The sequence below is a fragment of the Cupriavidus sp. WS genome (assembly GCF_000395345.1).
Taxonomy (GTDB): Bacteria; Pseudomonadota; Gammaproteobacteria; order Burkholderiales; family Burkholderiaceae; genus Cupriavidus; species Cupriavidus basilensis_B.
The window spans coordinates 1-21,438 of the sequence record NZ_AQPL01000437.1; the positions used below are offsets into that span (position 1 = coordinate 1).

General features: G+C 59.2%; 20 protein-coding genes and 1 pseudogene. 9 read left to right on the forward strand and 12 right to left on the reverse strand.

The window, feature by feature from the left end:
- The first annotated feature begins 724 nt into the window (after nt 1–724).
- Complete coding sequence (locus K206_RS42020; RefSeq protein ID WP_081651557.1) at nt 725–1,027, forward strand: hypothetical protein; 303 nt, start codon at nt 725–727, stop codon at nt 1,025–1,027.
- 1,440 nt (nt 1,028–2,467) lie between these two features.
- Nucleotides 2,468–3,205, forward strand: a complete 738-nt coding sequence (locus K206_RS42030) for a hypothetical protein (protein ID WP_196812938.1) — start codon at nt 2,468–2,470, stop codon at nt 3,203–3,205.
- A 263-nt stretch (nt 3,206–3,468) separates the two neighbouring features.
- On the opposite strand, the pseudogene K206_RS44425 reads toward K206_RS42030, so the two are convergent.
- The 3 genes and pseudogenes from K206_RS44425 to K206_RS0130020 form a co-directional block, all read right to left on the reverse strand.
- Nucleotides 3,469–3,679: pseudogene (locus K206_RS44425) on the reverse strand (Fic family protein); the annotation flags it as partial.
- 137 nt (nt 3,680–3,816) lie between these two features.
- A complete protein-coding gene (locus tag K206_RS44770) occupies nt 3,817–4,380 on the reverse strand; it encodes an ImmA/IrrE family metallo-endopeptidase (RefSeq protein ID WP_369796936.1) in 564 nt (187 codons plus the stop codon).
- Between the two features lie 7 nt (nt 4,381–4,387).
- Entirely contained in the window at nt 4,388–4,723 is a 336-nt protein-coding gene (locus K206_RS0130020; RefSeq protein WP_020206031.1) for a helix-turn-helix domain-containing protein, read from the reverse strand.
- A 155-nt stretch (nt 4,724–4,878) separates the two neighbouring features.
- On the opposite strand from K206_RS0130020, the gene K206_RS0130025 reads away from it, so the two are divergent.
- The 4 genes from K206_RS0130025 (at nt 4,879) to K206_RS42045 (ending at nt 8,063) form a co-directional block, all read left to right on the forward strand.
- Nucleotides 4,879–5,625, forward strand: a complete 747-nt coding sequence (locus K206_RS0130025; protein WP_020206032.1) for a multiubiquitin domain-containing protein — start codon at nt 4,879–4,881, stop codon at nt 5,623–5,625.
- The gene (locus tag K206_RS0130030) at nt 5,622–7,028 is read left to right on the forward strand and encodes a ThiF family adenylyltransferase (RefSeq protein WP_020206033.1); all 1,407 of its coding nucleotides are present in this window, start codon (nt 5,622–5,624) and stop codon (nt 7,026–7,028) included. Before K206_RS0130025 ends, K206_RS0130030 begins: the two co-directional genes overlap by 4 nt.
- A 29-nt stretch (nt 7,029–7,057) precedes the next feature.
- The gene (locus tag K206_RS44775; RefSeq protein WP_369796937.1) at nt 7,058–7,384 is read left to right on the forward strand and encodes a DUF6527 family protein; all 327 of its coding nucleotides are present in this window, start codon (nt 7,058–7,060) and stop codon (nt 7,382–7,384) included.
- 427 nt (nt 7,385–7,811) lie between these two features.
- A complete protein-coding gene (locus K206_RS42045; protein WP_081651560.1) occupies nt 7,812–8,063 on the forward strand; it encodes a hypothetical protein in 252 nt (83 codons plus the stop codon).
- A gap of 8 nt (nt 8,064–8,071) precedes the next feature.
- Here the strand turns inward: K206_RS42045 and K206_RS0130035 are convergent, their stop codons facing one another.
- Nucleotides 8,072–9,214 carry a hypothetical protein gene (locus K206_RS0130035; RefSeq protein ID WP_155888322.1) on the reverse strand — a complete coding sequence of 381 codons (1,143 nt, stop codon included), beginning with the start codon at nt 9,212–9,214 and terminating at the stop codon, nt 8,072–8,074.
- A gap of 207 nt (nt 9,215–9,421) precedes the next feature.
- Here K206_RS0130035 and K206_RS43210 point away from each other — a divergent pair, with 207 nt between their 5' ends.
- Nucleotides 9,422–10,075, forward strand: coding sequence for a hypothetical protein (locus tag K206_RS43210; protein ID WP_155888324.1), 654 nt, complete (start codon nt 9,422–9,424; stop codon nt 10,073–10,075).
- A 437-nt stretch (nt 10,076–10,512) separates the two neighbouring features.
- The gene (locus tag K206_RS43215) at nt 10,513–10,776 is read left to right on the forward strand and encodes a hypothetical protein (RefSeq protein ID WP_155888326.1); all 264 of its coding nucleotides are present in this window, start codon (nt 10,513–10,515) and stop codon (nt 10,774–10,776) included.
- 115 nt (nt 10,777–10,891) lie between these two features.
- Here the strand turns inward: K206_RS43215 and K206_RS42050 are convergent, their stop codons facing one another.
- From K206_RS42050 to K206_RS43225, 8 genes are all read right to left on the reverse strand, one after another.
- The gene (locus K206_RS42050) at nt 10,892–11,347 is read right to left on the reverse strand and encodes an NUDIX domain-containing protein (RefSeq protein WP_081651561.1); all 456 of its coding nucleotides are present in this window, start codon (nt 11,345–11,347) and stop codon (nt 10,892–10,894) included.
- A gap of 66 nt (nt 11,348–11,413) precedes the next feature.
- The gene (locus K206_RS0130050) at nt 11,414–14,500 is read right to left on the reverse strand and encodes a type I restriction endonuclease subunit R (RefSeq protein WP_020206037.1); all 3,087 of its coding nucleotides are present in this window, start codon (nt 14,498–14,500) and stop codon (nt 11,414–11,416) included.
- Between the two features lie 8 nt (nt 14,501–14,508).
- On the reverse strand, nt 14,509–15,498 hold the full coding sequence (locus tag K206_RS39700; protein WP_231401708.1) for a restriction endonuclease subunit S: 990 nt from the start codon (nt 15,496–15,498) through the stop codon (nt 14,509–14,511).
- 292 nt (nt 15,499–15,790) lie between these two features.
- Nucleotides 15,791–17,344, reverse strand: coding sequence for a class I SAM-dependent DNA methyltransferase (locus K206_RS0130060; RefSeq protein WP_020206039.1), 1,554 nt, complete (start codon nt 17,342–17,344; stop codon nt 15,791–15,793).
- 538 nt (nt 17,345–17,882) lie between these two features.
- Nucleotides 17,883–18,308: an NUDIX domain-containing protein gene (locus K206_RS42060; protein ID WP_081651562.1), complete on the reverse strand. Its 426-nt coding sequence runs from the start codon at nt 18,306–18,308 to the stop codon at nt 17,883–17,885.
- Between the two features lie 239 nt (nt 18,309–18,547).
- Nucleotides 18,548–19,138, reverse strand: coding sequence for a hypothetical protein (locus K206_RS43220; RefSeq protein WP_155888329.1), 591 nt, complete (start codon nt 19,136–19,138; stop codon nt 18,548–18,550).
- Nucleotides 19,139–19,206: 68 nt separating this feature from the next.
- Nucleotides 19,207–19,521, reverse strand: coding sequence for an H-NS histone family protein (locus K206_RS42065; RefSeq protein ID WP_081651563.1), 315 nt, complete (start codon nt 19,519–19,521; stop codon nt 19,207–19,209).
- Between the two features lie 132 nt (nt 19,522–19,653).
- Entirely contained in the window at nt 19,654–20,394 is a 741-nt protein-coding gene (locus K206_RS43225) for a hypothetical protein (RefSeq protein WP_155888331.1), read from the reverse strand.
- A 591-nt stretch (nt 20,395–20,985) separates the two neighbouring features.
- On the opposite strand from K206_RS43225, the gene K206_RS0130080 reads away from it, so the two are divergent.
- Nucleotides 20,986–21,438, forward strand: a 453-nt coding sequence (locus K206_RS0130080) for a hypothetical protein (protein ID WP_155888333.1), incomplete at its 3' end; no start/stop codon positions are given.

Consider the following 21,438-nt stretch of genomic DNA (forward strand, 5'->3'; position numbering starts at 1 on the left):
ATCGCAGTATTCATTCTGCCGCCTTACCGCTGCAGCTGAGGATTTGCGGCCCTCAAGCATTGTAATGCTCGCTAAGACACGCAGGATGGACGCTTTTCGATGTCGACAAAGCCGCAGTGCAGCAGGGCTCACCCCATACCCTTCGCCGTAAAGATTTTTGGGATGCGCGTGCTACCTTCGCTGATTGGCCAGGATGGAGAGTCCTCTTGGCAGACCCACAGCCTCTCTTGAAGCACCACCCACGGGTCAACTACCTCGATGCGGTCTTTGCTTTTGTGAGCCATCCGCTGCTCCTGGTTGCAACAACCTTCCCTCTGGCCGAAGCTCCGCTATACTACTGTATATCCATACAGTATCGCTTCATTCAGGCCATGCTTCCAGAACCAGCGAATTGCCCATTGTGCGGCGCTGCCGCGGAACGGATACGGTCGTCCCCACTACGTGGGTTCAAGTACACCTGCCCGTCATGCGGCTCGTTCGGCATCGAGTCCGCCGCCCTGGCCGGCCTGCTTGCCCCCGCTTCGACGCGGCAAGACCTCGCACGGCTGAGGGCGTTCGGACATTTGCCGCTCATCCAGCGCGACAAACAAGGGGTACGCGTCGGGCCCGGCCGGGTGTAGGACACGTGCGCCTTCATGTCACGTAGCGAAGTCGCGCTGAGAATGGTCGTCGGTTGCAATGGGGTTTTGGACTGCCGAGGTAGCGGGATTTGAGGAATAGCATCATGGGAAACAGCCATCTGGCTTCGAAGTGCCATCTCAGAGGAGACAGCCTTAACGAGCCGCCAGTGCCGGGAGCAAACGGCATCCTCGCACGCATCCCTGGAGAGTATGTTTCGGCCGCCGTGAGCCTGCTGCCGCCCGCGGCATTAACGCAGGAGCTTCATCAAGAGGTCGAAATGGACGCCGGACCTGCAGGAAGGGTTCGCTTCTTCGCGAAGAGGATGCGAGCCCGGCACCACCGACACTCGCACTACTTCTGGACGGTGTACCGGGCGGAGCCGGTGAGCGTCGAGAATCCGCTCTGATGGGGCGCACCCCCTTACGACTCGAGACAAGTGCGTCTAAGGGACAGGGTATCTGAGTCTGCGGCGCTGCGGCTGAGCGAGTCCCGTTGGAGGCCAGGTGCGCAAATAGGTGTCGGCGTCTCAATATCACGCACGGTCTCCATGCTTGTATCACCTTCTGGCGCAACACGGAGGTAAATGTAGCGCGCCACAATGGCAGCCACCACAACAACGGTGGCAGCAAGGAATGCTCTGACGAAGAGCTTTGTCCAAGTGGTCACGCGATGACAGCCATCAATCGTAGAAATCGCGGTACATGTCGCCGCAGTGATGGTCACGGTAGTACCGCCAGACGCCTGCTGCCACACCAACGACAACGAGAATTGGCCATACGGCATTCAATAGTGGAAACGCAGGTTCGCACTTCACCGTCGCTAGCCTACTGACCGGCATGCAAGAAATCGTGTTGATAGCTTGGGCGCCCAGAAATGCAATGAATGCGAAGAGCCACCACCTGACAATTTCCCAGACAAACCGATACTGTAGTTGCTGAACTGAAGGACGACGTCGACGCCTTGGCATACTTGGACCGGGATTGAGCGGATGTCATCACTCTGCCTCATGTGATTTCCGCCGGCGCCCCTCAAGAGGGTGATGTTGTGGAAACGAGACTATCCTCGACCGGTGACTTCATTCACCTGGAAGTCGCTGGACGTCAGAACGATGCGAGAGTTGCTTGGCACCCTGCGACTCCTTGCCGCTGCATCTCTGATGCGCTCCCATCCCTTCATGAAGGAGCAGACAATTGCATGGTCTCTGTCCTTGGCGGAGAAACTCGCAAGTGCAAGACCGAAATGGTCTTCTAAGGCTTCGCGGCTGGCCTGGTGGGGTGCGAGAAGCATCAGGAGCGACCAGATTCGCGCTTCCACCCCCGCGGTGACAAGGGAAGTCACCCGCCGTTCGATTGGCATGGTTGTTTGATGATGGGAGGCAAGGGTGAAAGAAGCAACCCAACCAGTCGACCGCGAATCGCTTTACAACGAAGTCTGGACGGACCCGGTGACTGTCGTGGCGCCACGATACGGATTGTCGGATGTCGGGCTTGCCAAGATTTGCCGGACATTGGCAATTCCCCTGCCTAGTCGAGGCTACTGGGCAAAAGTCAGAGCGGGAAGAACTATGAACCGGGTCCCGCTCCCCGACCTTAAACACGAACACTTGTCGAGAACGGGTCTGGTTAAGCTTCCGCCAGAGCAAGCAGAAATCCGAGAGACTACGAGAAAAGCGTCTGCACGACTGCGTAAGGAACTAAACGTAGAGCCCTTACCAGAACGAGCATCCTCTTCTCTGCACCCGCTCGTTCGCGCTGCGTCCGTGCGATTGCGCCGACGAGACGGCTGGCCAGAGAACACTTTGCTGCGGTCTGCGCCCAAGGAGGTTCTCAATCTATCCGTAACAAAGGTGTCACTCGGTAGGACACTCGGCATCGTCGATGCGCTGATTAAGCTGCTGGCCACGCAGGGCTTCGAGTTTGAAGTCAATCCAGACCAGGGCGAGACGCTCATCAAATGGCTTGAAACCGGAACGACAATGACTTTCTCACTAGCCGAGCACGTGAAGAGACTCCCCCATGTGACTACACCGGCGGAGGAACGTGCACAAAAACGCTATTGGGGGCGGTCTCGGTGGGATAGCTCCGTCGAGTACCCAACAATCCCCAGATATGACTTCACCCCAACGGGAGTCCTGACAATTGAAGTCGGCCGCTGGCCATCGAGGTCGTCGTGGAAGGACACCCCGAGAACTCGGCTTGAGGAGCGCCTAGGCGAAGTCGTCGCGGGCATCCTAGACCTGGCACGGCAGACCCATCAGAAGCAACGGGAAGAGGCTCGTCGGAGGGAAGCTCACCAACGCGCTGTCGACCACTATGAATTTCTGACGAACCAGCTCACTGTTGAGGTTGAGCGCTTCAAACTACTCGAGTCGCAAGCGATAAACTGGGAACGCGCCGCCCGGCTTCGAGACTATGCGAATGCGGTGGAAAAACAGGCGGCTGCGACGGGAGGCCCATCTGCTGAACAAGTCGATTGGCTTTCCTGGGCACGGGCGAAAGCTGATTGGCTCGACCCGCTGGTTCCAGTTTCTGACCCAATTCTCGATGCGCCGGAACCGAAGCGGCCAGGCTTCGGATGGGCCTAGTCATCACGTGACGAGCTTCTTCCGGCATCAGGCCTGTCAAGTACCCTGTGCCGACGCGCGCCCTCGGCCGTGAGCTTGAAGTAGCCTTCCTCAGGCTCACCGCGCAACCCATACTGTGCGAGTAACAGGACCCGGCCGGGTAACAGCCGCACGCCGCCGAACTGGCCTCTTGGAGACATGCGCGCCAGACCATTATCGAAACGGACGGAAGCAATTACCTCCGTCACGACTGCGCCCCTGCACCAACAGGGGCTGTCGTGGAAGGATAAGCCTTGCAGCGGAAAGGCGTCCACGAGGTACTCGATGGCGGCCCTGTGGTTGAGCGGGCGGCATCACCGTGTCGGCGTCGCAGCCTGCGGTTCCGCGCGTGAACAGCTCTTCGGTCAGGTTATAGCGGTTGCCTTCCAGAAAAGAGGACAACCAGGACAGGTCAATGCGCAGCTGTTCGAGAACCTTGCGCGCGTAAGTTCCGGCCTTAGCTTTGAACGCACCGACTGAAAGCCGGACAGAAGTCTGCTGACGAGAAGCGCCTCGAAAGTTCCTTGTAAGTTTGCCCCCTCCAAGAGTCGGCCCTACGCGACGGCGACCGAGAACCAAGCCGGTGTCCGGGCTCAACTTCTGCGAAACTGTCGATTTACGCCCGTCATTGACAAGCGGTAGGTGTACATCCTCTTACTCACGCCGTACTCTGCGATGACTTCTTCGTCGGACATGCCTTCACGACGGATATAGACTAGGGCATCTCGTGGCAGCAAAAGCACGCCGGCCAGCCAATCGGCCTCCTCCTCCTGCTCCTTGTCATAGGCCTTAAGTAGCATCAGCCCCTCAGAGGAAATACTCATCTCTTCCGGCTCGTGATTCCGAATACGATGAGCAAGCTCGTGCATCAGGTCGCTTGCCTGTCGCCCAGGTGAATGGGACGAGTTCAGAATGACGAGAGTTTTCTCGCCTACGACGAGCGTCACCGCAGACCAGCAACTCGGCGTACCGTCATTGCGCAAAAGCACCTCCCTGGTCTCACGTGGCAGACCAGGAACATCTTCTGGTGTCCAAACACGAATTCCCAAATGCGCTGCCAGTTGCCGGGCATCTAGGGACGCGGTTGAGGGCAGTCCGAGCTCACTGCGAGTTGCGGCTGAAAACCGCTCGCACCATGCTTTATATCCACGCTGCACAGTACGCTCAGACCTCTTCCTTCATGAGCGCCTCCTGAGCGAGAAGAATCATGTCGCTCAAGGCCTTGGCGCTTTCTGGACGTATTGCCGTTTCTTTCTTGAAATGCACTTGAGCCCTGGCAGCCAAAGACGGCGCCGGGGCTAGTCCGAGGAATGTCGCGGGGTCTTCACCGAGCCATGCACAAATTCTTCCGAAGGTCTCAAGGTCGGGGACCTTCTTATTCTCAACGCGGGATAGGGTCGCTGGACTAATGCCGACTTCCTTGGCGGCCTCACGAATGCCGCGCCCGTCTCTGCGTTGGAGGATGTGCTGGGCAAGCACCTCAATCTTCACATGTTCCATCTCTTCCTTGTCTTACATGTGAGACACAAACCGTTTGACATATGAAACGGGCCATGCCAGACTGTCTCACATGTAAGACGCAGTCTGGCATCCAACCGGCCAAACGTCAACATCGCCTTCTGGCGCCCGTCAATTCGACACCACGGAGTTTTGAGATGTCTGCCTACGAGCAAAGCGGCAAAGAAATCACTAACGTCGAGGCGGCGAGCCACGGCGGCGACGAAATCATCGATGTGGAACTGTTCGTCCGCGAGAAGAAACCTATTCCTCCCGGCAAGAAGTACCAGATTCGCATCGACAAGGAACGCTACGTCGTCGATGTTCCGCGCATGACCGGCGAGCAGATTCTCAGCCTGGCGGGTAAGACCAGCGCGGGCTATCTGCTGTCCCAGAAGGTCGGTGGCCAGATGCTGCCGGTTGGAGCGAGCGAGACTGTCGACTTCACCGCCGCTGGCGTGGAACGCTTCGCAACGATTCCGAAAGAAGTCCAGGAGGGCGAAGGCCCGGTCCGCGCGGACTTCACGATGCTGGAAGAAGACATCGAGTACTTGAACAGCAAGGGCTACACGTGGGAGGCTGTCGCCCAGGCTGAAGTAAAGCGCGTCGTGCTGCGCGGGTTCGAACCGCCCCAAGGCTTCGCACCCGCCAAGGTCGATGCGTTCGTGATTCTCCCGCATGGCTATCCGGACGCCCAGATTGACATGGTCTACTTCCACCCGCCGCTGGCGCGGGTCGACGGCGTAGGTATCCGGTCGTTGATAACGAACGATTTTGAGGGTAAGACCTGGCAAGGCTGGTCCCGGCATCGCACCGCAAACAGCACGTGGCGCCAAGGCATCGACAACATGGCAACCCACATGATGCTGGTTGACGATTTCCTGACGGCGGAACTGACGAAATGACGAGGAGCAAGCGCCTTTCGGTGCTGGCGATGTCGGGCAAGCACCGGGAGCAGTTGCGCCGCCACCTCTTTCCTGGCGACGGGAAAGAGGCGGTCGCCATTGCTCTGTGCGGCAGCGCAGTCGGAACACATCGCAATCAGCTCCTTGTTCACGAGATTGTCCCGGTGCCCTACGAAGCATGCCGGCTGCGGGAATCCGACACCGTCGCGTGGTCCGTCGATGTCGTGCTTCCGGCTTTGAGCCGCGCGTTGAAGTCGAAGCTGACGGTGGTCAAGTTTCACAGCCACCCCAATGGCTACCCAGAATTCTCGCGGTATGACGACGAATCTGACCGCGCGTTCTTCTCGGCGGTCGACAACGTGCTGGATAACAGCGAGAGACGTGCGAGCGTCGTCATGCTCCCCGATGGTAGCTTCTTCGGACGCGATGTCATCGAGGGCAATCTCGGCGCACCTATCGACCTGTTTCGTATTGCGGGCGACGACTTTGACTTCGTGCACCGCAGCGATAGTGAGCCCTTCAGCCAGGATGTCCCAATACATGCTTTGCGCCTTATCCAGACGTTCGGCGAAGGTACCTATCGCACCCTACAGCGACTACGCATCGGCGTTATCGGTGCTTCGGGCACCGGGAGCATCGTCGTGGAGCAGCTTGCGCGCAACTGTGTAGGTCACCTAGTAGTCGTTGACCCAGACCATATCGAGCGGAAGAACCTGAATCGCATTCTTAATGCTCGCGCGTCCGACGCAGAGAAAGGACGGCTGAAGGTCGAGCTTGCTCAAAATGCCATCGCAGACATGGACCTCGGCACGACGGTGCACGCCCTTCCACGCGACATCAGCGATAGAGAGGCCATTCTCGCGCTCGCCGAGTGCGATGTTCTTTTCGGGTGTGTGGATTCGGTGGACGGTCGACACATCCTCAACAAAATAGCCTCGCACTTCCTGATTCCACTTATCGATATGGGGGTTCGCATCGATGCCGACGGGAAAGGTAACGTCGACCAGGTCACCGGCGCAATCCACACTGTGCTACCTGGCGGCTCGAGCCTGATGAGCCGCGGTGTCTATTCTCAGGCCGACTTGGATGCGGCGTTCATGAAGAAGCACGAGCCGGAGAGATACCGGGAAATGGAGAAATCCGGGTACGTGAAAGGCGTGGCCGTCGACCGCCCTGCCGTAATCTCGCTCAACATGCTGGTGGCAGCTTACGCAGTCAACGAACTGCTCGCACGTCTAACGCCGTTTCGCGTGGACCCAAACTCAGAATTCGCGCAGCGGCGCATTAGCCTGTCCGACCCTCTCGTAAGCAGCAACCAGGGTGACGGCGAGGTTTGCCCGGCATTTGCCAAACGAGTTGGATTTGGGGCAAATGAACCATTGCTGGGATTGGTGGACCTGTAAAGATGCAACGACTGCTTTCACGTCTCTGGATGCAAGGTCTGGCCTGCCTTGACGCCATCCGAGGCCGATACACGGTCATTACCGTTGACGACTTGCCCGATGAACTTAAGCCTCGGAAGCTGTACGCGGTCGGTGAAGATGGTCACTACTGGCTTGCGGCGCTCATGTGCCCATGCGGCTGCGGAGACACCATCCAGCTCCCAATGATGGCCGGCCAACGGCCGCGTTGGAATCTCGCCGGGAACAGGACTCGCCTTCCAAGCCTCTCCCCATCTGTGGACCGCACAGTCGGTTGCCGGTCTCACTTCTGGATGAGACATGGCAAGATTTGCTGGTGTGGACCCACGCACTCGTAAAGCCGCTCGGGATGCGCATCACAGGAGAGGTGCGCTCCGTTCTGCAATCCGCGAGTGGTGAAGCGAACATCTGCCGCTCATCCAGCGGAACACGCAGGGTGTGCGCGTAGGTCAGCACCACCGTCACTCGCACTTCTGGTCGGTGTATCGGGCGGAGCCGGCAGATGGGAACAATCTTGATTAGGCCGAGCCCGACCGTTTGCAATGTGCAAAGTCTATGGGGTTCTGGGGATTTGACGACGGTGTCCGACGAGTTAAAGCTGACCGGCCAGGGACAGAGCCGGCAGCGTAGCCCCTCCTATTCGAGGTGGGCTACTGGAGCAACCGCCTCCATATTTTGGTAAAACATTGCCATAGCTTGCTCTGCTCCTGGAGGCGATAGTGGCCCCCGTCGGGACTAGCCGACCTAACCTACCAGGAGACCATCATGCGCATCATCCACGTCGACCATAACAATCCGAACTTGCCTAGCCGCACGGGCAACCCCTCGGGTCGAGGCCGCGGCAACAACCCGCCGGGTGGCGGCCGTGGCAATAATCCGCCAGCGAAGGGCGCTCAGAACCGGCCGAACGACGGTCGTGGCCATCCGCCGGCGAAGAGCAATCCAAACTGGCCGAGCCGCACCGGCGAAAGTTCAGGCAAACATCGCGGCAACAACCCGCCGGCGAAGGGCAAGTGACGCTGTCGCTATTGGCTGTTCTGCGTTGCCTTGGCCAATTCGGCCAGGGCAGCGCCCTGTTCCTGGTGAAACGCAAGCCAGAACGGATAGCGTTCGGCCGCCCATGACTCGAAATCAGGATGGCCAAAGGGGTAGGCGGGCCACGGCCACAAGACCGAGGGCTCGCCGTGCTCCCGTGTCTTGGTCGCAATGTCCTGACCCAGCCAGCCCAGCAAATTGATGAGCTTTGCCGCGGAAAACTGCCGGTACAGGATGTCCCGGTCGTCCAGGAACCCGTGCGCCTCCATCACCTTCGACATCGTTACTGTGTCCGGAAAGTTCTTCCCCGCACTCCACCTGTAAAGCGTCCCAACCTCCACATCCGGCACGCGATGGCCGCGGTCCATCATCTCTGTGATGGTCGACACCTCCAGCCGGCGCTTCAGTTCGTCGAAGAGCAGGCTGGTTGGGTTGCGACCCGGGTGCATCCTTGAGGGCAGTAGGCCGGCAAATTGTGGCGCGGGTAACTCCCTGTTTTCAGCGTCATCAAGGTCCCAGGCGGCCAGCCATCCCAGGTGGGCATCCATGGCCATGGCGATTGTCAGCGGACGCAGGTCATTCAGGCTGGTCGCTCCGCGCAGCACCTCTTGCGCTTCAGGCCAGACCAATGCGTTCAACAGGGGGTGTGTGGTGATGTACTCGACAGCGCCAGGCGTGTCGCCTGCCTCGAACAGCTGTTGGGCGCGCCGGCCCGCACGTTCCATCAGGGCCAAGTGGCAATGTCGTCGCTGCCACGTGTCCGGCTCGATGCCAAACCCGATAAGCAGCGACTCGATAAAAGTCAGTCGCTCGACTCGCTGTTTAGCCTGCTCGCACCCGTCAAGGGCCTGCTTGACGTCAGCAAACAAGGAGGGCGCATCCTTGTCTGAGGCAATCTCGTCCAGGATTTCATTAAGCGCCTTCGCGACGAACTTTTCCTTTGGCGGGCCATCCTCAGTCTGACGGTTCAGGCGCCTGTACTGGTTTCCCAGGCCGCGGTCCTCGAATGCGGCATGAATCTGCAAGCCAAACAGCTTGAGGTACGCCCCCGGGAGAAAGCTGAAGAGACCCACCATCGGGATGGGCGCGGGATGTCCTTCAAAGGGGTAGCGAAACGAAAGGGGCGTTTTCATTAGTGAGGTCATTATCGACCGTATCGCGCTCCCACCCGCGGCGGCAGACCTGTAGCGACATCTCCGAAGCTGGCTAAGGGCCCGCCAGCCTTGTTCAGCTTGGCGGGCGGAAGGCGCAAAAAAAGTATCAGATACCGACCCGCACGGTGGGAGGACTTTGGGATTCGAAGTCAGTATGCTATGCGGAGTTTCTTGACGCTAGGAATTATGCAAGCCAAATCAATCGCTGCCGACCCGAATCTTCCTCACGTCCGAGCCTTCTGTGCCTCTATCACGCATGGAAAGCCAGTCAACGTCTCGCAGGCACCGGCGCCCGGCGCCCGGCCGCTTGAGTGCTTCGAGAACGTTCTGGCGAAAGTGCGAACTGATGGGGGCGAGCTGGTCCTAGGGTGGGCCATTTGGGAATGGCCGGATGTCTATATCGAAGCAGAGCATCATGCTGTCTGGAAGTCGCCAGACGGCACGCTCGTCGACCTGACGCCGCAGAATGAAGGGTTGACCGGCATGACGTTTCTTCCGGATGCTGCAGCTGTCTACACCAGCGGCCGCCAGCGGGACAACATTCGGAAAGCGCTTTTGGATAGTCGGCTAGTGCAGGACTTCTTCCTTGCCTGCAAGGCGCGGTTCAAGCTCTTGAATTTTGGTGGACGAGCCGGGCAAACGGGCGAAATCGAGCTGTCAGGGCCAGCCTTGGCCTGGCACGACGTCATCATGAAGACCATCGCGGTCACACAATGGATGTTGGTGCATGGCGAAACGCCAGCCGCAGCCTGCGCGTGCCGGTCCAAACGGCCTTACGTGAAGTGTTGCGGGAAGATTGCGAATGACCTGGCGCGGTATCTGGGGGGGACTCAGCACTGAGTTGCCGGCCGTCAGGGGGACACTGCAGTTTGTCTGCTGCTGCCCCTAATCGGGCCGCGTACCCATCGGATTTATTCCGCGGGCCCCGTGTGCGCGTCGGATTTTCTGCCGGACCCTTCCGGAGGTCCTCCCCCAGCCGGCGCGTCACCTCGACCTCCGCCCCGCGCGTGCATGCTGCCTCGCCGCGACGTCTGTAGCGTCCCGTACTCAAGCTGGGCGCCGTCAAGCGCCCAGAGATTGACATCGAAAGCGAGAAACCTATGCAAGAGACATTGACAGACCATGGGCTTTGCCAAGTTGGATTTTGGGTCCGTGGCAACTACCAATCGGTCGCGCATCTCAGGCCAGAATGCCCATTTGGCATCGGGTATGAGTTGTATTCAGGCTGGCCAAACCGGAGCCACGTAGTCTACGCGTTCATCTCGGATAATATCGTCATGTACATCGGTGAAACCAGAGCGGGCATGGCTTCGCGGTTCAATGGCTACCGCTACGGAAATCCGTACGTGAAGGATACGGACAATCGGGTGAAGTTGGCGATAACGGCCGCACTGGGCAATGGAAGCACGGTTGAGATATGGGCGAGCCAGCCACTTGCTATCCTGGCTCTGCCAGTCGGCAGCGTCGAGCTTCCGGCGAGCAAGCTGCTCGAGGCGAGGCTCATTACCTTGCTAAGCCCACCGCTGAACCGACTAGCTTAGTCTTCGACTTGCGACCCGTCAGAAGACGGGATTCGACAACGTTGCACCGATTACGCCTCGTTCAAAATGCGTCGAGACTGGTCTTCTAGGAATGTGTCCCGGGCACGCGATGTTTTCACGTGTCGTTACCAGCTGCAGGTAGCTTCAAACACTCCCCCGCCGCGACGACATCCTGTGCCCACTGTAGAATGGGCCAGAACCGAGACGGCAAGAGCTCTTGTGCTCTATCGAAGGAAGTCCAGCGAGACTCATGGTGCTCCGGCCGACCAAGCTCCGCACTGACCGGGAGGCTCACATCGCCCTGACGCGAGAGCGCGAGATAGAGGCGAGCAACCTTGCCTTTCGAGTAAGGCTCGGTTTCTCGATAGTCCTCACCCCACGGCAATTCCAGCCCAGACAACCCCGTTTCCTCTGTGGTCTCACGTAGTGCCGTCTGCAACGGTTCTTCGCCGGGCTGGGGCTGCCCTTTTGGGAAATCCCAATTTCGATATGCGCGCAGGACGAGACAGCGCCACTGGTCGTCGAATTGCCGCATCACAACCAGACCTGCCGAGCGTTTGATTGCTGCCATGTTCGGGCGATTGTGACTAGACTACAAAGCAGAATGCGAGCAGTAGCGGGATATACGTGTCGGGAACTAGCTCCAAGCCTCACCCAACGCCTGGGCCTGCTGCAACACCAACTCCACAGCGCCGTCCTGCTGGTCCGGCGGGTATTTGTATTTGCGCAGGATGCGCTTGACCATCAGCCGCAATTTGGCCCGCACGCTCTCTCGCGCCGACCAGTCCACCGTGATGTTTTGGCGCAGGCTTTCGGTGAGCTCATGGGCAATCTTCTTGAGCGTCTCGTCAGTCAGCTCCCGGACGGCAGATTCGTTGTTAGCAAGCGCGTCGTAGAATCGAATTTCGTCTTCGGTCAAGCCCAGTTCCTCGCCTCGGGTAGCAGCGGCGTGGAACTTCTTGGCCATGTCGATAAGCTCTTCAATGACCTGAGCGGTTTCAATCGCGCGGTTCTGGTAGCGTGTGACGACATTGGCAAGCATTTCGGAGAATTTTTTCTCCTGCACCACGTTGCCCGAGAAGCGGCTCTTGATTTCCCCCTCCAGCAGCCGCTCCAGGAGTTCCACGGCGAGGTTGCGCTCTGGGAGGTTGCGGACTTCGGCGAGGAAGGATTCATCCAGGATGCCGATGTTGGGCTTGTCGAGCCCGACCGCCTCGAAGACGTCCACTACCTTTTCAGACACCACGGCCGAACTGATGATTTGCCGGATGGCGAGTTCCCGTTGCTCGTTAGTCTTTTTCTTGTCGCTCAGCTCGCGCTTGGTGAGGATGACCTTCACGGCCTGCATGAAGGCCACTTCCTCGCGTACGGCCTTGGCTTCGTCGAGCGTACAGCAGAGCGTGAAGGCCTTGCTCATGGCGAGCGCTGTATCGGCAAAGCGCTTCTTGCCATCTTCCAGGCCCAACACATGGTTGGCCGCACCCGCGAGGCACTTGTGGCCACCAGCGAGGAAGCCGCTGTAGTCGTAGCCGTGGAGCATGCCGCGCAGGATGTCGAGCTTCTCTTCCATCACGGCGTACGCTTCGGCCGCGTCGACGGTGGGCCGGCCACGCCCGTGGCTCGCGGTGTATTCCTTCAGCGCGCTCTTCAGTTCGTTGGCGATGCCGATGTAATCGACCACCAGTCCGCCTTGCTTGTCCTTGAAGACGCGGTTCACCCGCGCAATCGCTTGCATCAGGTTGTGGCCCTTCATGGGCTTGTCCACATACAGCGTGTGCACGCAGGGCGCGTCGAAGCCGGTGAGCCACATATCTCGCACGATGACCAAGCGCAGTTTGTCAACCGGGTCCTTGAAGCGCTTTTCCAGCCTCTTCTTGACTTGGCCGCTGTAAATGTGGGGCCGCAGCAGCGCCTTGTCACTGGCCGAGCCGGTCATGACGATTTTTATGGCGCCTTTCTCAGGGTCCGGGTCGTGCCAGTCCGGGCGCAACTTGATGATTTCGTCGTAGAGGTGAACGCAAATCTCTCGGCTCATGGCCACCACCATGGCCTTGCCGCTCTGGGCCTTGTTGCGCTCCTCGAAGTGCGCCACCAAGTCGGCAGCCACGGCGGCCACGCGCGGTTCGGCGCCGACGACCTTTTCCAGCGCGGCCCAGCGGCTCTTGAGCTTGGCTTGCTGGCTTTCCTCTTCGTCCTCGGCCAGCTCGTCCACTTCCGCGTCGATGTGCGGCAGGTCCTCGGCCTTCAGCGACAGCTTCGCAAGCCGCGACTCGAAGTAGATGGCGACGGTCGCGCCATCCTCCTTGGCCTGTTGCATGTCGTAGACGTGGATGTACTCGCCGAACACCGCGCGCGTGTCGCGGTCTTCGCTCGAGACCGGCGTGCCGGTAAAGGCGACGAACGTGGCGTTGGGCAGCGCGTCGCGCAGGTGCTGCGCGTAGCCGACCTGGTACTTTTCCTGGCCAGGCTTGCCTTTCAGTTGCGCTTCAAAGCCGTACTGGGTGCGGTGCGCCTCATCAGCGATGACCACAATGTTGTGCCGGTCCGAGAGCACGGGAAATGTGTCCTCATCTTCGCCGGGCATGAACTTCTGGATGGTGGCGAACACAATGCCGCCGGATGGCCGGTTGGCAAGCTTGGCGCGCAAATCCTGCCGGGTCCCAGCCTGAACCGGTTGTTCGCGCAACAGGTCCTGTGCCAACGAAAACACGCCGAACAACTGCCCGTCGAGGTCGTTGCGGTCGGTGATGACGACGATGGTCGGGTTCTCCATCGCCGATTCCTGCAGCACGCGGGCGGCAAAGCAGGTCATGGTGATACTCTTGCCGCTGCCCTGCGTGTGCCAGACCACGCCGCCCTTGTGATTCGCGCCGGGGCGCGACGCCGTCACCACCTGCTGGATAGCCGCGCGCACCGCGTGGAACTGGTGATAGCCGGCAATTTTCTTGACCAGCGCGCCGTCGTCCTCGAACAGCACGAAAAAGCGCAGATAGTCCAGCAAATAGGCCGGTGCCAGCACGCCGCGGACCAGTGTCTCTAGCTCGTTGAATTGACCCAGGGGGTCGAGTGTGACGCCGTCAATAGTGCGCCACTGCATGAATCGCTCCGCGTTGGCCGAGAGCGACCCCATTCGCGCCTGCGAGCCGTCGGAAATCACCAGGATTTCGTTGTACTGGAAGACGTCCGGAATCTGTGCCTTATAGGTCTGAATCTGCTCATAGGCTTTCCAGATGTCGGCGTTCGTGTCGGCTGGGTTCTTCAACTCCAGCAGCACCAGCGGCAGACCATTGACGAACAGCATCACGTCCGGGCGCCGGGCGTGATGCGGGCCCTTGATGGCGAACTGGTTGACCGCCAGCCACTCGTTGGCCGCCGGGTCGGCCCAGTCGATGAGGCGCACGAAATCGCCGCGCGTCTCACCGTCTTTCTGGTACTCGACCGGCACGCCGCCGACCAGCAACTGGTGGAAACGCCGGTTGGCCGAGAGCAGCGCGGGGATGCCCAGGTCCCGCACCTGCTGCACAGCATCCTCGCGCGCCGCAAGCGGGATGCCGGGGTTCAGCCGCGCAATCGCGCCGCGCAGCCGTTCGAGCAACAGCACCTGGCGGTAATCGGCCCGCTCGGGGTTGGCACCATCCGGCGCGAGGTCGGGCCCGAAAAGGCGCGTGTAACCAACATCGTCCAGCCAGCCCAGCGTTTCCTGTTCGAGTTGGTCTTCTGTCATGGTCGTTCTCAGGCGACGAGCGCTTCGACTTCGGAGAGACGGAGTTGCCCGGAAATCAGACGGGGGAGCAGACTGTCGCGAAGCTCACCCAAGCTTCGAATGCGCACGGCGTTTTCGATACGTAGCTCAATCAGGGGCGCAACAAACTCCGTCAGTCGTGTCAGAACCTCCGGCGAAGGCACAGCGATTTTCGCTTCCGTGAGGTGCTTCCGCTGGATGTGCCCCATCGTCGTTGCTTTGTGTGCGGCAATTTCCCTGAATTCCGGCAAGTGGTGACGGGTAGCCAAGTAATAGAACCACTTAGGGACCTCGCTTGAGGTGACCTTGAAGAGGTGCTGGTTCAGTGCACCTTCGCCTCCACACCATAGCTCGACTTCCAACGAACCTGACCAAGAAAACAGTACATCGCCGTCCCGGACTACGTACTCAGCCTTGAGCTTTGTGCTCGCGCGGTCAGCGTTTTGCGTATTGCCGGCGCGTAGCTGGGCAATCTTGATGACGGGAAGATACTCATCCTCGCCTTCGGCAGGAAACTTCTGAAGCGCCAGGCCATTGAGATAGTCGGCAAACGAGTCCAGCGAGCGCGCCCTCCACCCCCTCGGCACCAACCGCTGCTCCGACTCCTCGAACCCATCCGGAAACAGCGCGGCGGTGGCTTCATCCATGCCTTCAGGCGCGCGGCCTTCCTGCTTGGCGCGGACGGGGTCGAAATCGACGAACCAGGATTTGAACAGCGTCCGCGCGATGGCTTCCAGCGTGGCATTGGTTTCGCGCAGGAGGCGCTCCCTTTTCTCAATCTCTTCAAGCAAATCGACCGTGTTTGAGCGAAAAGACGTGAAGGGAGGGACTTCATACGAAAGGAAGTCCTCTCTGCTCATTGCTACGACCGCACTTCCCATTGCGCGGCCGGCGCAATACTCACGGTACTGGGGGGAGCGAAGCACCCAGTAAAGATAGTTTTCTATCTCTTTGTTCGGCTGGAGGAATTGGAGCTTCACGGTGTCTTGGGTCAGTCGACCGGACGGAACTGAGTCCGGAACTCGAGCGACTGAACCAATCATCTTCCCGTCCTTAGTTGCCCCTTTGAGCGATGCAAACAAGTCGCCGGGGGCCAGCATCAACTTGGCAGGACAATCACCGCCGTACGTCTTAAAGTCCTCCTCCCGAAACCCTCCACCCGGTTGAATTGACCCTAATCCAAGTAGCGCGGGTCCAGGTTTGCCAACTAGGTCTCCTTTGTATGTTGTCCCTCGAACAAGTGATACAAAGTCACGAACGGTCTTAGTGGAGTCAGAACTCATACCCCAGCCCCCCCAGCTTCTGCCGAATCAACTGGTCCAGTTCCGCGCCCTTGGCCATCTGCTCGCCGAGCTTCTCAGTGAGTCTCTGCATCTTGTCAGCAAAAGCTTCGTCGTCGTTCTCGACTTCCTCGGCGCCGACGTAACGCCCCGGCGTCAGCACGTGGCCGTGCTCAGCAATCTCGGTGAGCTTGACGCTGCGGCAGTAGCCGGGGATGTCGGCGTATTCGCCGGCGCCTTCCTCGCCGCGCCACATGGCGACGGTATTGGCGATGCGCTCGATGGTCTCGTCGGTCAGTTCGGCCTGCACTCGGCTAATCATGCTGCCGAGCTTGCGCGCGTCGATGAAGAGCACTTCACCTTGGCGCGTGGCCTTCTGCTTGGCGAGGAACCACAGGCAGGCCGGAATCTGCGTGTTGAAGAACAACTGGCCTGGGAGCGCCACCATCACTTCGACCGCGTCGGCGTCGACCATGGCGCGGCGGATGTCGCCCTCGGAGTTCTGGCTGGAGCTCATCGAGCCGTTGGCGAGCACGATGCCGGCGCGGCCGTTTGGCTTCAGGTGGTACAGCATGTGCTGCAGCCAGGCGTAGTTGGCGTTGCCCTGCGGCGGCGTGCCATAGACCCAGCGCGGGTCGCCTTCCAGGCTGCCGTGCCACCAGTCGCTGACGTTGAACGGCGGGTTGGCCAGCACGAAGTCGGCACGCAGGTCCGGGTGCTGGTTGCGCAAGAAAGTGTCGGCCGGTTCGCGTCCGAGGTTGTAGTCGATACCGCGGATGGCGAGGTTCATCGCCGCCAGCCGCCACGTTGTCGGGTTGGATTCCTGCCCATAGACGGACACGTCGCCGAGCTTGCCGCCGTGGGCTTCGATGAATTTTTCCGACTGCACGAACATGCCGCCCGAGCCGCAGCAGGGGTCGTAGACCTTGCCATGATGGGGTGCAAGCACTGCGACAAGCGTTTTGACGATGGAGGCCGGCGTGTAGAACTGCCCCCCCTTTTTACCTTCGGCGCTGGCGAACTGGCCGAGGAAATACTCGTACACCTGCCCAAGCACGTCACGCGCCTGGCTGGCGTCCTCGCCGAAGCCGATGGTGGAAATCAGGTCGACCAGCTCGCCGAGTTTGCCGTCCGGCAACTGCGCTCGGGCGTAGCGCTTGTCCAGGATGCCCTTGAGCTTGGGGTTCTCCGCTTCGATTTCGGTCAGCGCCTCGTCGATGCGCTTGCCGATGTCGGTCTGCTTGGCCGAGCTGCGCAGGTGCTCCCAGCGCGCGGTCTCCGGCACCCAGAAGACATTGACTTCGCGGTAGTAGTCGCGGTCCTCCAGTTCCTCGGCGAGCATCTCCTCGTCGCAGTCGTGCAGAAAGTATTCGTCTTTCTCGTCGGCAAACCGCCGGGTCAACTCGGCGCGCCTGGCTGCAAAGGTGTCGGAGATGTATTTGAGAAAGATAAGGCCGAGCACGATGTGCTTGTACTCGGCCGCGTCCATGTTGGCCCGCAGCTTGTCGGCCGTCGCCCAGAGTGTCTTTTTGATGTCGTCAAGCATCAGCTATCGGTTGTCCATTCACGTTGGCTTCTTTGCTTGCACATAACGCTCGGCGTCTTGTCAGCAAGAGGTAATGGACGATTTTATCTTGAATGACAGGCCGAGGGGCTGATGGGTGCAAGGACAGCGCCCCGCGGGGTCCGAACATAGTGGGGGAGCGGTAGATTCTCCTGTCACGATGTTCACCCAAACTCCCCCCGGGCAACGGCAGGCCGCGATGCCCAGCAGGCAACAGGACAGGCAGCTAGCCTGGCAGACCGGCGCGCACGACTGCCGTCTTGCCGACCTCATCCAGCCCGCCATAACCATAGAGCCAGGCGCCCTTTGGGCAGCTTGATGGTGCTCTCACCCGGATGGGTGTGGGAGACGCTTGAAGCGATGGAACGCGCCCCCCCCCAAAGGCGTACGGGCGGCGGTGGTTGCACAGGTCTACCAGAAATGCAATTTGGAGGACATTTCCGGGCAGGTGGTGTCGGTCACCCACTGAATCGCATGTTCAGCAAGCGCCCCCAACTTAGCTAAACACCTGCTTCGCAGGTCAATTACTGCCCGCCCCGATGACAACCTGTGCCCACTGCAGAATGGGCCAGAACCGCGCCGGCAAGAGCTCTTCTGCCTCTTCAATCGGCACCCAGCGAAATTCGTGATGTTCCGGCCGACCAAGTTCGGCACTGACCGGGAGACTCACATCACCCTGGCTCGACAGCGCGAGATAGAGGCGTGCGACCTTGCCTTTCGAGTATGGCGCGGTCTCCCGATAGTCATCGCCCCAAGGCAATTCCAGGTCAGACAGCCCGGTTTCCTCCGTGGTCTCGCAGAGTGCCGTATGCAGCAGTTCTTCGCCAGACTCGGGTAGCCCTTTCGGGAAGTCCCAGTTCCGATACGCGCGCAGGACAAGACAGCACCACTGGCCGTCAAATTGACGCATCACAACCAGACCAGCCGAACGTTTGATTGCTGCCATATTCGGTCGCTTTGTACCCGGTCAGTGCAAGACGGACCACAAGCAGAGGAGGACGTGGCCAGGACGGAACGTGCCGGCCTCCTAGGCTCCGCATTAAGCGGCAAGACTCTGCCCGCTATAACCAATTTCCAGCTTTACGGGCAAAGTGTTGCCTGTAGATGCAGCCGTGTCGCGTGGGAGATAGCCCGGCTTCGCCCCCTTCTCTTCGAGATAGGATGACTCTCAGGCCGGGACTCCGCTCAGGTGTCACTCAACCTTTGCCTGAGGTGGACGACGTGACCACCATGCTTCCTCGCGAGGTTCAAATACCGGCCCGATAGCAGTTCGGCTTCCTCAACCTGCGCGGCAAAGTCGTCCAGCGTCATCTCAATTGATTTGTCCTCGCGAGTGGGCGACATGTCCCAATCCAGTGGCACAAAGACAAGCAGCGGAGTCGCATCACACAGTCTCCCCGATTCGGTGTGCAAATGCTTCCCGGGCACCCCCCAACGTCCGTGGGCATATTCGTTCCGAAACGCCCTTGCCGTGTGAGCGCGCTCAAACCATGCGGCAAGCTCCTGTTGACCTTCGGCCTGAACATCCACCGACCAAGCAGCGACCATCAATTGCTCTAAGGCACTCAGGCGCTCGGCAAGCTTTGAAGTCTGAGGTTTCAACAAGCTGCGAATTTTGGGGTCTTCCTCGTGCCCCCAATAGCGAAGGTGCAGGCCTACGTTGAAATCGAGCCGGGCAATCGCATGGATGAGCCGGCCGAGCAGCAGATGAAATGCGCTATCGAAGTCCGTCTCTGCAATCTGACGCCATGCAGCTACTCGTTTAGGTGAGACCATTAGTGTTCCGCCTCGAGCCTAACGTGTATGAGGTCGCTTCAGACATAGCGTCCCGAGCAATTGCCGGCTTACTCTTCAGTGATGAGGAACCGATTCGGATTCCTCCCAAGCCATGCCGGTGTCCGGCCACGTCCGGACCAGGTCTTACCGGTCTTAGGGTCACGATACTTCGGCGGCAGCGGCTCCTTAGCAGCCTTAGCCGCACCACTGCCGGCCGGGCGGCCGCGACGGCGCTTGCCTTCAATGTCCTCCGCGGTCAGACCGAACTCAGCCATCAGAGACCGGATTTTCTCGATAGCGCCTGCAACCTCAGTTGAGCGCACTTCGGCGAGCTGCGCCTCCAGGGCCTCCTTCTGTGCAAGCAGTTGCTTGTACGTTGCCATGCTTTCTCCGTAGTATGAAAATGGGTTCCAGAATAATACCCCGGATAAACTTCCTACCAGACGTGGGCAGCTCGAATAGACTGACTTCTCCAAAACTTGGTTCCATCACGTGGGCAAAAGCGGCAAACGCTTTCATACTCCTTTTCGCGCGAGCCACGCCTGTAAGATGTATCGCACATACCCTTCAGCTTCTGGCAATGTCATCGGGTTCTTTGGCGGTTGTTGAGGCTCTTTCCCATGGCGCGATTTGTCGCCACCAACTTGCACCGAATTAGCTGAATGCTTGAATCTCCTCAAATCCTCGGCGGAACCCCAACCTTGCTTCTCGAGCTTGTGCTGCCCACCGACATCGGCCTCAATGACTTCGCAAATTCGATAGAGCCCAACCCAACTCGCTGCATCGAGGCCATTCAGAAGACGCAGCACCTTAGCGACCGCTTCATCATCTGCTCCTAGTTGCAAGAGGAGCGCAGCGCGCGGCGGTGGCAGCGCTGACTTGCCTACAACGCTTCCAGCAGCATCGGACGCAACAACTGCTATAGCGCCCACCTCGGCCCGAGCCTCGATAGAATCTCGGATACGTACAAAGACGTCTTCTCCGCCACTGAGGTTCGGTTTGTAGATTGCATCGTACGTCAGACTATCCCGAGCATTGCGCTCAAGCTTGAGAATGCCGGACAGGACTGCCAATTCCTGTTCGGCAAGTTGCTCTACTTCCTCGGGGGAACAACACTGGTGAAATGATTCAGACTCATATAGGTAGGCTGGGCTCTCACGACTGTGAGTGACCATGCGCGGACCAGTCTCGAGGGTTTTTGCGAGAAACTCAAGGTCGCGGACATCACCTTTGAGCCGCACTTTCCAAATGGTCATGGTGCCTCCTGTCCGCTACCAAATGCCTAGCCGGCGTTGTACGTCTTCGGCCAATAGTGCACACAGGGTTATTAGCCGGGGAATGACATCGCGCGGGTGTCTATACCATCGTCGCCGACCGAACCAAAACATGCAGGTGGTCGCCTTGGATAGGCCTCACTGGCTCGCGTCTCCGCTCTCCGCTCTCAGCTCTCCGCAACAGACGGAAGATTACGCACCCAACTTTAGCCTGATTGCTCTGTGCCGCCGTTATGGCATTCTAACTGTCCCCGCAGCACTTAGGCTGACCAATGGATGACGGGCGCGAGTTTGGCTGGTCGACCAGCTCTATGCGCAGATTCTGTTGGCGCAATGCGGGTTGGTGAAAGAGTCGGAGCAAGTTGGACTCGTGATGACACAACCGGTCTATGCGAATCTGTGACAGTATTTCTCGCGAATTCGCGTTGCTATTTTCGGTCGCTGGACGCGGATAGCGTGGACGCCACGAGGTCTCATGTATCTAGTAAGAGTCAAACTTGCAACATTACGTGTGAAGTTCGGTGGGCCGGCAGTAGCAAACTTCGAGTCAGGTTGGACGTAAAGCGGATAAAGATGACATCAATTCAGAAACCTAAGCGTGCGCTTTTGGCATACTGCGCGCTCGCCGACAGGCTCCAAAGAAAGCACGACGCTGGTTTGATGGAAGCGCTGATGCCCTTCTTCGCGCCGGTCTGCAGAGACCTGGCAGGCGAGATGTTCGATGCTGCTAAATTCTCAGACGAGGTTGCACAGCGCTACGGTCTTCGTATCCCTCGCCTCGCCATACTAGGTTTGGCCGAGCAGCTTGAGCGGGATGGTTTGCTTGAAAGCGTGTTGGGTTATGCGACGAAGACGGCGTACAAGTATGCTGCGACGCAACAATTGCCAGACGAAGAAGTTCCGGCGGTAACAGAAGCAGAAATTGACCGGGTGTTGGTGGACTTTGTAAAGAGCTGCCGGGAGGACGAAGTCCTCGCGAGCCTAGATGACGAAGCCCTGCACGAGGACGTGTCAGGAATTTTGTGT

Coding starts and splice junctions, on each gene's coding strand:
- K206_RS42020 (WP_081651557.1), top strand. CDS start 725: ATGGGAAACAGCCATCTGGCTTCGAAGTGCCATCTCAGAGGAGACAGC.
- K206_RS0130020 (WP_020206031.1), bottom strand. CDS start 4,723: ATGGAACATGTGAAGATTGAGGTGCTTGCCCAGCACATCCTCCAACGC.
- K206_RS0130025 (WP_020206032.1), top strand. CDS start 4,879: ATGTCTGCCTACGAGCAAAGCGGCAAAGAAATCACTAACGTCGAGGCG.
- K206_RS0130030 (WP_020206033.1), top strand. CDS start 5,622: ATGACGAGGAGCAAGCGCCTTTCGGTGCTGGCGATGTCGGGCAAGCAC.
- K206_RS44775 (WP_369796937.1), top strand. CDS start 7,058: ATGCAAGGTCTGGCCTGCCTTGACGCCATCCGAGGCCGATACACGGTC.
- K206_RS42045 (WP_081651560.1), top strand. CDS start 7,812: ATGCGCATCATCCACGTCGACCATAACAATCCGAACTTGCCTAGCCGC.
- K206_RS0130035 (WP_155888322.1), bottom strand. CDS start 9,214: ATGAAAACGCCCCTTTCGTTTCGCTACCCCTTTGAAGGACATCCCGCG.
- K206_RS43210 (WP_155888324.1), top strand. CDS start 9,422: ATGCAAGCCAAATCAATCGCTGCCGACCCGAATCTTCCTCACGTCCGA.
- K206_RS43215 (WP_155888326.1), top strand. CDS start 10,513: ATGTACATCGGTGAAACCAGAGCGGGCATGGCTTCGCGGTTCAATGGC.
- K206_RS42050 (WP_081651561.1), bottom strand. CDS start 11,347: ATGGCAGCAATCAAACGCTCGGCAGGTCTGGTTGTGATGCGGCAATTC.
- K206_RS0130050 (WP_020206037.1), bottom strand. CDS start 14,500: ATGACAGAAGACCAACTCGAACAGGAAACGCTGGGCTGGCTGGACGAT.
- K206_RS0130060 (WP_020206039.1), bottom strand. CDS start 17,344: ATGCTTGACGACATCAAAAAGACACTCTGGGCGACGGCCGACAAGCTG.
- K206_RS42060 (WP_081651562.1), bottom strand. CDS start 18,308: ATGGCAGCAATCAAACGTTCGGCTGGTCTGGTTGTGATGCGTCAATTT.
- K206_RS43220 (WP_155888329.1), bottom strand. CDS start 19,138: ATGGTCTCACCTAAACGAGTAGCTGCATGGCGTCAGATTGCAGAGACG.
- K206_RS42065 (WP_081651563.1), bottom strand. CDS start 19,521: ATGGCAACGTACAAGCAACTGCTTGCACAGAAGGAGGCCCTGGAGGCG.
- K206_RS43225 (WP_155888331.1), bottom strand. CDS start 20,394: ATGACCATTTGGAAAGTGCGGCTCAAAGGTGATGTCCGCGACCTTGAG.